Source organism: Sphingobium sp. JAI105, from assembly GCF_015752145.1.
Taxonomy (GTDB): Bacteria; Pseudomonadota; Alphaproteobacteria; order Sphingomonadales; family Sphingomonadaceae; genus Sphingobium; species Sphingobium xenophagum.
Genome location: NZ_JADOUC010000001.1, coordinates 675,004 through 687,183 on the forward strand (window position 1 = coordinate 675,004; position 12,180 = coordinate 687,183).

The 12,180-nt window shown below is 63.2% G+C and carries 12 protein-coding genes; 8 read left to right on the forward strand and 4 right to left on the reverse strand.

Features of this window, described 5'->3' with window-relative positions:
• Window positions 1-2: 2 nt before the first annotated feature.
• From IWY39_RS03100 to IWY39_RS03135, 8 genes are all read left to right on the forward strand, one after another.
• Window positions 3-776, forward strand: a complete 774-nt coding sequence (locus IWY39_RS03100; RefSeq protein WP_107123919.1) for a TatD family hydrolase — start codon at window positions 3-5, stop codon at window positions 774-776.
• Window positions 773-1,564, forward strand: a complete 792-nt coding sequence (locus IWY39_RS03105) for an MBL fold metallo-hydrolase (protein WP_107123918.1) — start codon at window positions 773-775, stop codon at window positions 1,562-1,564. The genes IWY39_RS03100 and IWY39_RS03105 overlap by 4 nt, the downstream gene beginning before the upstream one ends.
• A complete protein-coding gene (locus IWY39_RS03110) occupies window positions 1,564-2,187 on the forward strand; it encodes a retropepsin-like aspartic protease family protein (protein WP_107123917.1) in 624 nt (207 codons plus the stop codon). The genes IWY39_RS03105 and IWY39_RS03110 overlap by 1 nt, the downstream gene beginning before the upstream one ends.
• Entirely contained in the window at window positions 2,184-3,485 is a 1,302-nt protein-coding gene (locus IWY39_RS03115; RefSeq protein ID WP_107123916.1) for an MFS transporter, read from the forward strand. Before IWY39_RS03110 ends, IWY39_RS03115 begins: the two co-directional genes overlap by 4 nt.
• Window positions 3,486-3,643: 158 nt before the next feature.
• On the forward strand, window positions 3,644-4,645 hold the full coding sequence (locus tag IWY39_RS03120; RefSeq protein ID WP_130754436.1) for an IS30 family transposase: 1,002 nt from the start codon (window positions 3,644-3,646) through the stop codon (window positions 4,643-4,645).
• Between the two features lie 150 nt (window positions 4,646-4,795).
• Window positions 4,796-5,575 (forward strand): nucleoside triphosphate pyrophosphohydrolase, encoded by a 780-nt coding sequence (gene mazG / locus IWY39_RS03125; protein WP_107124605.1) that lies wholly within the window; start codon window positions 4,796-4,798, stop codon window positions 5,573-5,575.
• Complete coding sequence (locus IWY39_RS03130; protein ID WP_107124606.1) at window positions 5,539-6,051, forward strand: GNAT family N-acetyltransferase; 513 nt, start codon at window positions 5,539-5,541, stop codon at window positions 6,049-6,051. The genes mazG and IWY39_RS03130 overlap by 37 nt, the downstream gene beginning before the upstream one ends.
• 96 nt (window positions 6,052-6,147) lie before the next feature.
• The gene (locus IWY39_RS03135; protein WP_107124607.1) at window positions 6,148-6,702 is read left to right on the forward strand and encodes a tetratricopeptide repeat protein; all 555 of its coding nucleotides are present in this window, start codon (window positions 6,148-6,150) and stop codon (window positions 6,700-6,702) included.
• Window positions 6,703-6,710: 8 nt separating this feature from the next.
• On the opposite strand, the gene hflX is transcribed toward IWY39_RS03135, so the two are convergent.
• From hflX to thiE, 4 genes are all read right to left on the reverse strand, one after another.
• A complete protein-coding gene (gene hflX, locus IWY39_RS03140; RefSeq protein WP_107124608.1) occupies window positions 6,711-8,045 on the reverse strand; it encodes a GTPase HflX in 1,335 nt (444 codons plus the stop codon).
• Between the two features lie 4 nt (window positions 8,046-8,049).
• Window positions 8,050-10,707, reverse strand: coding sequence for an alanine--tRNA ligase (alaS, locus tag IWY39_RS03145; protein WP_107124609.1), 2,658 nt, complete (start codon window positions 10,705-10,707; stop codon window positions 8,050-8,052).
• A 124-nt stretch (window positions 10,708-10,831) separates the two neighbouring features.
• Window positions 10,832-11,452, reverse strand: coding sequence for a glutathione S-transferase family protein (locus tag IWY39_RS03150; protein ID WP_107124610.1), 621 nt, complete (start codon window positions 11,450-11,452; stop codon window positions 10,832-10,834).
• Window positions 11,449-12,165, reverse strand: coding sequence for a thiamine phosphate synthase (gene thiE / locus IWY39_RS03155; RefSeq protein WP_107124611.1), 717 nt, complete (start codon window positions 12,163-12,165; stop codon window positions 11,449-11,451). Before thiE ends, IWY39_RS03150 begins: the two co-directional genes overlap by 4 nt.
• Window positions 12,166-12,180: the final 15 nt, after the last annotated feature.

The following is a 12,180-nucleotide window of genomic DNA, read 5'->3' on the forward strand; positions in this document are numbered from 1 at the left end:
CCATGCTGATCGACAGCCATTGTCACCTGAATTACAAGGGGTTGATCGAGGATCAACAGAATGTGCTGGAACGTGCGCGCGCGTCCGGCATCGACCTTATGCTCAACATCGCCACGCGCGAAAGCGAGTGGGACGCGGTGCTGGACACTGCGATCCGCGCGCCGGACGTGTGGGCGACGGTTGGCATCCATCCGCATGAGGCGGACGAGCATCCCCATATCGACACCGCCAAGCTGGTCGCCCGCGCAGCGCACCCCCGCGTCGTGGGCATCGGCGAGACGGGCCTGGATTATTATTACGACCATAGCGACCGCGACCGGCAGCGCAGCAGCTTCCGCTCGCACATCGTCGCCGCGCGCGAAACGGGCCTGCCGCTGATCGTCCACACTCGCGATGCGGAGGAAGATACGCTGGCGGTGATGCGTGACGAGATGGGGAAGGGGGCCTATACCGGCGTCATTCACTGTTTCACTGCCAGTGGCGCCTTTGCCGACGCCGCGCTGGAACTGGGCTTCTACATCAGCATATCGGGCATCGTGACCTTCAAGAGCGCCAAGGATTTGCAGGAAACCGCCGCGCGCCTGCCGATCGACCGGTTGCTGGTGGAAACCGACTCGCCCTTTCTGGCGCCCGTGCCGCATCGCGGGCGTCCCTGTGAGCCGGCCTTCGTCGCTGATACGGCCAAATTCCTCGCCAATCTGCGCGGCGAAAGCCTGGAGGATCTGGCTGCGGCTACCTCCGCCAATTTCCGCACCTTGTTCAAGAAGGTGGCATGAGCCTTAAACTCACCATCCTGGGCAGCGGCACATCGTCGGGGGTTCCGCGCATCGGCAATGATTGGGGGGCGTGCGACCCGGCCGAACCGAAAAACCGCCGCACCCGCGTGTCCATTCTGGTCGAAAGCGCGACAACGCGGATATTGGTGGATACATCGCCCGACATGCGCGCCCAGTTGCTCGCGGCCGATGTGATTGCGATCGACGCGATCTTGTGGACCCATGACCATGCCGATCACAGCCATGGGATCGACGATGTCCGGCAGTTGTTTCATCATCGCCGCGTGCCGCTGCCCGGCTATGCCCGATCGCAAACGCTTAACCTGCTGCGGCAGCGCTTCGGCTATGCCTTTGAAGGGCGCAACGGTTATCACCCGACCGTTGACGGGCGGATCTTGCCCGATGGCCTGCGGATCGGCGACATCGACATTGCCTGCGTCGATCAGCCGCATGGCGAAATCTATTCGACCGGCTTTCGCTTCAGCCATGGCGGCAGGTCCGTCGCCTATGCCACGGATTTTCATGACCTGACGCCCGATATGCTGGCGCTGTACGACAGGGTGGATGTGTGGGTGGTGGACGCGCTGCGGGAAAAGCCGCACCCCACCCATCCCCATCTGGCGCTGACGCTGGATGGCATCGCCGCCGCCCGGCCCGGTCGCGCGATCCTGACCCATATGGACCAGAGCATGGATTATGCGACATTGCGCCGCACCCTCCCCAGCGGGGTCGAACCGGGCTATGACGGCATGGTGATAGTGTTGGAAGCGGTGGAGCAGGGGGATTGATGGACAGCGGCGATCAGGCGGCATCAACCATCTGGTATGTGCTGGCACTGGTGCTGGTCGGCTCCGCGCTTATCGGTCGGCGGCTGGCCTGGGGTGGGGTGCTCCGCATGGCTTTGCTATGGGTCGCCATCTTTGCCGGGCTGCTCGGCCTGTTCAAACTGGCGCAGGACGAAGGCTATCTGACCGGCCGTTGGGCAGAGCAGGGCGATCTTGTCGATGAAAGCCCGGCGTCGCTGCCGCCAGCAAAGGCGCAAGGCCAGTCGATCCGCATTCCTGTTGCGCCCGATGGCCATTATTGGGTCGAAGCGACGATCAACGGCACGCCTGCCCGTTTCCTGATAGACAGCGGCGCGACCATCACCGCGCTATCGGAAAATACCGCGCGTGCGTCTGGCCTCAACTATGACGTCGGCGCGCCCGGCGTCGTCATGACCACCGCCAATGGCAAGGTGGAAGCGCGGCGATCCAGCATCGCCAGCCTGGTTGTCGGTCCGATTGTAACGACCGATCTGCCCGTCGTCGTGTCCTCCACCTTTGGCGAGGTCAATGTGATCGGCATGAACATGCTGTCCCGCCTGAAAAGCTGGGGCGTGCAGAATGGTGAAATGGTGCTGACGCCATGACCGCCCCAATCGAAACTGGCGCCCCGACCCAGCGCGAGCGGCTGAAAGCCATTATCGGCGGTTCGACGGGCAATCTGGTCGAATGGTATGACTGGTATGCCTATGCTGCCTTCACCCTCTATTTCGCACCGCACTTCTTCCCCAGCCAGGACCGTACTGCCCAGTTGCTGAGCGCGGCGGGCATCTTCGCCGTCGGTTTCCTGATGCGACCGATCGGCGCATGGCTGATGGGCGTTTATGCCGACCGGCACGGGCGCAAGAGCGGGTTGACGCTGTCGGTCGCGCTGATGTGTGCGGGATCGCTGCTGATCGCGGTGACGCCGGGTTATGAGACGATCGGCGTCGCGGCGCCTTTGCTGCTGGTGCTGGCGCGGTTGATGCAGGGGCTGTCGATCGGCGGGGAATATGGCGCGAGTGCGACCTATCTCTCCGAAATGGCGGGCAGGAACCGGCGCGGCTTTTTCTCCAGCTTTCAATATGTGACGCTGATCGCCGGGCAACTGGTCGCGATCTGCGTGCTGCTGGTGTTGCAGGCCGTGCTGAGCGAGGCGCAACTGGATGCATGGGGCTGGCGGATACCCTTTTTCATTGGCGGGGGGCTGGCGGTCATTGTGTTCTGGCTGCGGCGCGGGCTGGCGGAAACGCAGAGCTTTGCCGTGGCGAAGGCCGAGGGCGCGCCGAAATCCGGCTTCGTCGAATTGTTGACGAAGCATCCGCGTGAAACCGCGACGGTGATGCTGTTGACTGCTGGCGGCACGATCGCTTTCTATGCCTATTCCATCTACATGCAGAAATTCCTGGTCAATACGAGCGGATTGAGCCGGGAGGCGGCGTCACAAATCAATGCAGCGACGCTCTTTGTTTTCATGCTGTTACAGCCCGTAGCTGGCGCATTGTCTGACCGGATCGGACGCAAGCCGCTGATGATCGGCTTTGGCGTCATGGGCGTCCTGTGCACCTATCCGATCTTTGCGACGTTGGCAGTGACCAAGGATCCGCTGGTCGCCGGGCTGCTGGTGATGGGCGGACTGGTGATCGTCACCGGATATACATCGATCAACGCCGTGGTGAAGGCCGAGCTGTTTCCCGCGCATATCCGCGCGCTGGGCGTCGCGCTGCCTTATGCGCTGGCCAATACAATGTTCGGCGGGACGGCGGAACTGGTCGCCTTATGGTTCAAGCAGGCCGGTATGGAGCAGGCATTCTATATCTATGTCAGCGTGATGATCGCCATCTCGCTGATCGTCTATGTGCGGATGAAGGACACGGCGAAAACCAGCCTGATCCGGGAGGATTGAGGCAAAGCCGACACTGAGCCGAACATAGGCGCAGATGATATTTGATTTAACATAATATATATTATCGGACTAAGATCACGCCTGAGAGTGGATTCTATTTCGAAGTGCGAAATCCTAGGATTTATAGGGGTCTGATCCCTTTTTCAGGAAGGCACATGATGAACGGCTATCAGCATCTGGGTTTGGACGAGCGGCGCGATATCTATCGATTGGTGGCAACCGGACGTTCTGTGCGGCAAATCGCGGACGCGCTGCGGCGTCATCCTTCGACGATCTATCGCGAACTCAAGCGTAACCGGCATCTGGATGAGCATCCGCTGTTTCGCGGCTATTTTCCAACGGTCGCGCAGACCATGGCGCGTGGACGTCGTGTCCGTGGCGGGAAGATCGCCCGCCAGCCGGAACTCGCCGCCTATATCGCGGACCGCTTGTCGGCAGCCTGGTCGCCAGAGCAGATTGCAGGTTACCTACGGCGCCATCGGGGTGTTCGCGAGGCGGTGTGCCACGAAACCATTTACCAGTATGTCTATGGCCCTGATGGACGGCACCAGAAGCTGTGGCGCCGCCTGCCTGTTGCCCGCCGTTCGCGCCGGCAACGTTATGGTCGAAAGCCCCGCGGTCTCCATATCCCTGTGGCCAATACGATCGGCGCACGGCCGCAGGAAATCGCGGATCGCAGCAGCTTTGGCCATTGGGAAGGCGATCTCCTGATCTTCAGGAGAGAGTATGGCAAAACCAACCTCACCTCGCTGGTCGAACGCTGCAGCCGGTTCACTTTCCTCGCGCGTAATCCGACCCGGCATTCGGCCGTCGTCATGGCTGGCATCGATCGGCATTTGCGCGGCATGCCTCCTCCCCTCCGGCGCAGCATCACCTTCGATCGCGGCACGGAATTTGCCGCCTTTGCGACACTGCGAAACAGGCTCGGCATCACCAGCTATTTCTGCCTGCCGTCAGCACCTTGGCAGAAAGGCGGCGTGGAAAATTGCAATGGCCGAATACGGCGTTTCCTGCCCTCCGATACCGACATTGCGCTCCTGTCGGACAAAGAGATCCAGGCCGTTGCCGATCGCCTCAACACCACACCCCGCAAGTGCCTTGGCTACCGCACTCCGCACGAAGTCCTGGGAGAGCAGATCACCCTGCTCAAGGCCGGATAAATTTTGCCATCCGGGGTGGGGCTCGCCCCACCCCGGATGAAATGCTACGCATTACCTCCGGTGTCGCGCTTCAAATCGAAACCGCCGTCTGGCCATCCCCCGGCAGAGCCACTATCGCCATTTTGACTCCATCATCATCGCAGGTTCCCCATGTCCAAAGCCAGCCCCGCCGACATCATGCCGCTCGCCAATGTCATGGCGCAGTTGCGCGATCCCGATACCGGCTGTCCGTGGGACATCGAGCAGGATTTCGCCTCGATCGCGCCCTACACAATCGAGGAAGCCTATGAAGTCGCCGATGCGATCGAGCGCAGCGACATGGTGGCGCTGCGCGACGAACTGGGCGATCTGCTGCTGCAAGTGGCATTTCACAGCCGGATGGCCGAACAGGCCGGGCATTTCAGCTTGCAGGACGTGATCGACGGCATCACGCAAAAGATGATCCGGCGGCATCCGCATGTCTTTGGCGACGGCCTGGCGCGGGAGGACGGCCATGCCCAGTGGGAAGCGATCAAGGCGGCTGAGCGCGCCGAAAAGGAGACTGATCCCAGCGCCCTGGCCGGGGTGGCGATCGCCCTGCCCGCATTGTTGCGCGCGGAAAAATTGCAGAAGCGCGCAGCCCGGACCGGGTTCGACTGGCCCGATAGCGATGGGGCGATCGCCAAGATCGTCGAGGAACTGGACGAGGTGCAGGGCGCGACGACACAGGCCGAGCGCGAAGAGGAAGTGGGCGATCTGCTGTTTGCCGTCGTCAACCTCGCACGGCATCTGAAGGTCGACCCGGAAGTTGCTCTGCGCGCTGGCAATGCCAAGTTCGACCGGCGGTTCCGGATCATGGAAACGTTGGCCGGAGAGGCCTTTGCCGCTCTGCCGCTCGATGAAAAGGAAGCGCTGTGGCAGCAAGCCAAGCGCGCGGGGATGCCAGCGTGATCCGCGCGGTTTCGCCTGCCGATCAAGACGCAATCTGGGCGATATTGGAGCCGGTGATCCGCGCGGGCGAAACGCTGGCCATCCCGCGCGATATGACGCGGCAAGCCGCCCTCTCCCTCTGGCTCTCGTCCGATCGCACCGTGCGCGTCCTGGAGGAAGACGGCGCCGTTCTGGGCATATTCTATGTGCGCGCCAATCAGATGGGCGGCGGCGCACACGTCGCCAATGCCGGCTATGTCGTGGCGCAGCACGCAACCGGACGCGGCGTCGCGCGCCGCATGTGCGCCGCTTCGCTCGATCTTGCACGGGCGTTGGGTTTTCGCGCGATGCAGTTCAACTTCGTGGTGTCGTCCAATGTGCGTGCGGTGGCTCTGTGGCAGGATATGGGCTTTGCCGTGGTCGGGCGGTTGCCGGACGTGTTTGATCATCCTGCCCTTGGCTATGTCGACGCGCTGGTGATGTTTCGGGCTTTGTGAAGGGCGCATTGGTGCCAGACATAGTCCAGAAAAGGTTTGGAATTAAAACTCATATTTGACAGTTGCTTGACAATGGCATAGCCTAAACCTCCAGATATGTTGGAGGAATTTGTGATGCGCCTGACGATCCTTTTCCCACTCCTGTGTGCCGTGGCAGTCCCTGCCTATGCCCAGCAAAATGGCACCGGCATTTCGGGCATTCATTTCGACGCCGGCAGCCCGATGGGCGTGGTGCCTATCACAGGCTTTGGCCCGGACAATTTCAAGGGCGGCAATCGCTCGACGTCGTTGGATCAGGCGCGGCAGTTGATCGCATCAGGTGATCTGATGCAGGCCGACAAGCTGCTTGCTACCGTAATTGGCGAAACGCCCAGCCGTGAGGCGCGATTCCTGAAGGGCGTGACGAAGCTGGGCCTGGGTGATGCCGCTTCTGCCCGTCGCTATTTCGAACAGAGCCTCTATCGCGGTCGCAACGGTCATCCCGGTGCGATGTCGGGGCTGGCCATCGCCGAAATTAAGCTCGGCAATGTCGATGCCGCGCGGGATATTTTGCACAAGTTGCAATATCAGCAGGAAAAATGCGGTCATAGCTGCGACCGCGCGGGATCGCTGAAACAGGCGGTCGGCGTCGTCGAGAAGGCGCTGGCGTAACGCCAGCCCTACCCCTGCCCCCGCTTCCCGAACCGTGCGAAGGCGGCGTCCGATAGCCGCACTTCGACACGGGTTTCCTCGCCCTGCGCGTCGCTCGACAGCACTTCGCCATGCTCATGGAGCCAGGCCAGCGCCGCGCCGTCAGCGGCCGCGATTCGCAGGCCATAGACTTTGGCACCGGCGGTCATCTTGGTGCTGATGGCGCGTTGCAGGTCGGCGACACCTTCCCCTGTCAGCGCCGAAAGGATCACGACATCGTCGCGGCGCGACGCTGTTTCCCGCGCCAGCGCTTCGGCTTCCGGGTCGAGCAGGTCCAGCTTGTTCCACGCCTCGATAATCGGCGGCGCGGCAGGCTCGTCTGGGGCACGGTCTAGCGCCCCCTCCCCGGCTACGCCCAACTCGCTCAGCACGTCCAGCACATCGTCGCGCTGGGCATCGCTGTCGGGATGGGCAATGTCGCGAACATGGACGATCAGGTCGGCGGACAGCACTTCCTCCAGCGTCGCGCGGAAGGCGGCGATAAGCTGGGTCGGCAGATCGGAAACGAAACCCACCGTGTCAGACAGGATCGCCTTGTCTAGGCCGGGGAGCGCGATCTGGCGCATGGTCGGATCGAGCGTTGCAAAGAGCAGATCCTCCGCCATGACGTCAGCCCCGGTCAGGCGATTGAAAAGCGTGGATTTTCCGGCATTGGTATAGCCGACCAGCGCGATAACCGGCCAGGGCGCGCGCTGTCGCCGGGCGCGGTGGAGGCCACGGGTGCGGGTGACCTGATCCAGTTCCTTGCGGATCTTGGCCATGCGGTCGCGAATCATTCGCCTGTCCGCCTCGATCTGGGTTTCGCCGGGACCGCCCAGGAAGCCGAAGCCACCGCGCTGCCGCTCCAAATGGGTCCAGCTGCGCACCAGGCGCCCTGCCTGATAGTCGAGATGGGCAAGCTCTACCTGCAACCGACCTTCATTGGTGGCCGCGCGTTCGCCGAAAATTTCGAGGATCAGACCGGTCCGGTCGATGACCTTGGCGCCGACCGCCTTTTCCAGATTGCTCTGCTGGACCGGCGACAGGGCGTTGTCGACGATGACCAGTTCAGCCTCTTCCTGGTTCACCAGTGTGGCGATCTGGTCCACCTGACCGCTGCCGAACAGTGTCGCGGGCTTGCGATCGCGCACGCGGAACGCCTGCGCCGCGCGCACGTCGATGCCGATGGCAAGCGCCAGACCGCCCGCTTCCTCCAGCCTTGCGTCGCTGTCCCGGCGTTCCGGTCCGTGGGTTTCGGCATGGACGACCACGGCGCGAGCGCCGCGGGCGACTTCATCATCGGAATCGCGGTTGAATATGGCCATGAGGTTAGCCGGGACTCCCCGCAAGCCTGGCCTTGACCGCGTCGATCGCCGCCGCCGCCTTGTCGCCGTCCGGGCCGCCGCCCTGCGCCATGTCGGGACGGCCGCCACCGCCCTTCCCGCCCAGCGCTTCGACGCCCGTGCGGACCAGATCGACCGCGCTGATCGTGCCGGTCAGATCGTCGGTGACGCCCACGGCAATGGTCGCGCGGCCATCGACCACCGCTACGATCGCGGACACGCCGCTACCCAGCATTTTTTTATTGCCGTCAACGATGCCGCGCAGTTCCTTGGGGTCCAGCCCTTCGATGACCTGCGCCATGAAGCTGACATTGCCGACCTGTTCCCGACCAGCCGGGGCCGCGCCCGATGCGCCGCCGCCCAAAGCCAGCGCCTTCTTCGCTTCGGCCAGTTCACGCTCCAGCTTGCGGCTCTGTTCGACCAGCGCCGCGATGCGGGCCGGCACATCTTCCGGCGCGCTCTTGAGCGTGGCGGCGGACTGGCGCAGCTTGTCCTCACGATCGACCAGCCAGAGGCGCGCGGCCTCCCCGGTCAATGCCTCGATCCGGCGGACGCCGCTGGAAACGGCGCTTTCCGATACGATCTTGAGCAGGGCGATGTCGCCGGTCGCGCGGACATGGGTGCCGCCGCACAGTTCGACCGAATAATGATTGTCGTCCCCCCGCCCCATCGAAAGGACGCGGACCTCATCGCCATATTTTTCGCCAAACAGCGCCATCGCGCCTGCCGCAATCGCGTCGTCGGGCGTCATGAGGCGGGTCGTGACCTCCTCATTATGGCGAATCTGCGCGTTCACATCCGCCTCTATCCGCGCGATCTGCGCATGGGTCAGGGCGTCAGGATGCGAGAAATCGAAGCGCAACCGATCGGCAGCGACAAGACTGCCCTTCTGCGTCACATGCGCGCCCAATTCCCTGCGCAGCGCAGCATGAAGCAAATGGGTAGCGCTATGGTTGGCGCGGATGCGGTCACGGCGATCGACATCGACGCTCAACTGCACCGTGTCGCCGACCTTGACGCTCCCCGCCTCGATCATGGCGCGGTGGGCGTGGATGCGACCGAGCGGCTTGGCGGTATCCTCTACCTTTGCCGACAGGCCGCCAAGCGAGGCGATGACGCCCGCATCGCCCATCTGACCGCCGCTTTCGCCATAAAAGGGCGTCTGGTTGGTGATGATGGTGACCGTGTCGCCCACGCCGGCGCTATCGACGCGCGCGCCGTCCTTGACGATGGCCTGCACTTCGCCCTCACCCTTGGTGGAGGCGTAGCCGACAAATTCGGTGCTGCCGAGCGTTTCGGCAATGTCGTACCAGATGTCGTCCGAGGCTTTCTCGCCCGATCCTTTCCAGGCGGCGCGGGCGGCGGCTTTCTGTTCCGCCATGGCGGCGTCAAAACCCGCGCGGTCGACGCCCAGCCCCTGCGTGCGCAGCGCATCCTCGGTCAGGTCGTAGGGGAAGCCATAGGTGTCGTAGAGCTTGAACGCGGTTTCGCCGGGCAGCGTGCCGCCTTCGCCCAGCCCCGCAGTCGCTTCGTCCAGCAGGCGCAGACCGTTTTCCAGCGTGCGGCGGAAACGGGTTTCCTCGCGCAGCAGCGTTTCCTCGATCAGCGGCTGGGCACGGACCAGTTCGGGATAGGCGCCGCCCATTTCGGACACGAGGCTGCCGACCAGGCGATACATCAACGGGTCTTTGGCGCCGATGATGTGGGCGTGGCGCATGGCGCGGCGCATGATCCGGCGCAGCACATAGCCGCGGCCTTCATTGGCGGGCAGCACGCCGTCTGCGATCAGAAAGCTGGTGGAGCGCAGATGATCGGCGATGACGCGGTGGCTGGCCTGGAGGTCGCCATCGGTCGCGGTGCGGGTGATCGCGCCGCTTTCGGCGATCAGCGCCTTGAACGTGTCGGTATCATAATTGTTATGGACGCCCTGCATGACGGCGGCGATCCGTTCCAGCCCCATGCCGGTGTCGATCGACGGCCTGGGCAATTCGCTGACGATCTCATTGGCTTCCTGCTCATATTGCATGAACACCAGGTTCCAGATCTCGACGAAGCGGTCGCCATCTTCCTCCGGACTGCCGGGAGGGCCGCCCCAGATATGGTCGCCATGATCGTAGAAGATTTCCGAACAGGGGCCGCAGGGGCCACTGTCCCCCATCGCCCAGAAATTATCCTTGGTCGGGATGCGGATGATCTTGTGATCGGGCAGGCCGGCGATCTTCTTCCACAGGTCGAAGGCTTCGTCATCGGTGTGATAGACGGTCGCGGTCAACTTTTCGGCCGGAAGCCCCCATTCCTTGGTCAGCAGGGTCCAGGCATGGGTGATCGCCTGTTCCTTGAAATAGTCGCCAAAGCTGAAATTGCCCAGCATTTCAAAGAAAGTGTGATGGCGCGCGGTATAGCCAACATTGTCGAGATCATTATGCTTGCCGCCCGCGCGGACCGACTTCTGGCTCGACGTCGCGGTCTTGTAGGGGCGGGTTTCAAGGCCGGTAAAGACATTCTTGAACGGCACCATCCCCGCGTTGACGAACATCAGCGTCGGGTCGTTGTGCGGCACCAGCGGCGCGGAGGGAACGATGGTGTGGCCGTTGGCCCCGAAATAGTCGAGGAAGGAACGGCGAATGTCGTTGGTCGATGTCATGGGGGCGATTTAGTGGGAAGCGGCCCGCCGCACAAGCGGGGCTTTTTGTCGTGGAGGACATTCGCACGTCACGCGGCAGCAACTGTCGATAGCCAGATGGATATAGGCAAGGACACAACGCCGATCAGGCGTAGGCATAGGGGCCGCCCGCCGCCAGCGCCGCCTGATAGGCGGGGCGTGCCTGCATCTCGGCCAGCCAGCGCATGATCGCGGGCCGCGAACCGTTCAGGCCGCCGCGCGCGCGGGACGCTTCGATCGGGAAGCTCATCATCATGTCCGCAGCGGTGAAGCTGTCACCGGCAAAATAGGGACGCGACGCCAGTTCGCTCTCCAGCCAGTCGAGATGATCGTCGAGCATCCGCTGCACCGTGGGCCGGGCGGGGCGGCCAAGCAGGCCGAGCTTGCCTATGATGAGCAGCGCGAGCAGCGGCGGCATCATCGATCCTTCGGCATAATGCATATATTGGCGGTAGCGGATCGCCCCCGGCGCGTCTGCCGGTGGGCCGAATCGGCCTGCGCGGGCGACCAGATAGTCCATGATCGCGCCGGTTTCGATCAGCGCATGGCCATCCACCTGCACCACCGGAGAGCGTCCCAGCGGATGGATGGCGCGCAACGTGGCTGGCGCACGCATCGTCTTGCGGTCGCGTTCGTAGCGGATGACCTGATAGGGTTCGCCCAGTTCCTCCAGCAGCCAGAGAATACGTTGCGACCGGCTGTTGTTGAGGTGATGGACGATGATCATTTGGGTTCCGGCGCTCCGTTACGGGCCTGTTGCAGCACATCGGCAAAGGCTGCAACGCCAGCGCCCGGTCCCCCCGGATGGTTCCACACCGCGCTGCTGACCGCCAGAAAATCCGCGCCTGCGGCGACCAGTGGCGCTGCGTTTTCCGCCGTCACCCCGCCGATTGCGACGCAGGGCAGTTCGAACAGCGTCGTCCACCACCCCAGGATGGACGGTTCGGCATGGTGCAGCACCGCCTTCGTCGTCGTGGGAAAGAAGGCGCCGAACGCGACATAGTCGGCCCCCGCCTCCCCCGCTTCCATCGCCAGATGGCGGCTGTCATGACAGGTCACGCCAATCTGCACCTTGGGCCCAAGGATTTTGCGGGCCTCCCGCGGGTCGCCATCGCCCTGCCCCAGATGCACGCCGTCCGCCCCCAGGCGCTGCGCCAAAGCGACGCTATCGTTGATGATGAACGCGACGTCACGTTGCGCGCAAAGCGCCTGCAACGGCGTGCCGAGCGCGGCAATCGCGTCCTCTTCCAGCCCTTTGAGCCGCAACTGAAACGCGGCCACTTCGCCGCCGTCCAGCGCCGTGGCCAGCGTGTCGACGAAACTGGCGTCGATGGTGGGCGGGGAGATCAGATAAAGCTGGCAGGCCGGGCGGAAACCCTGTTCGAACTGGTCGGCGAAATGCGGGTCGAGCGCCAGCTCTTCATCTGTGAAATCGGTCATGCTTCGCGCTTAACC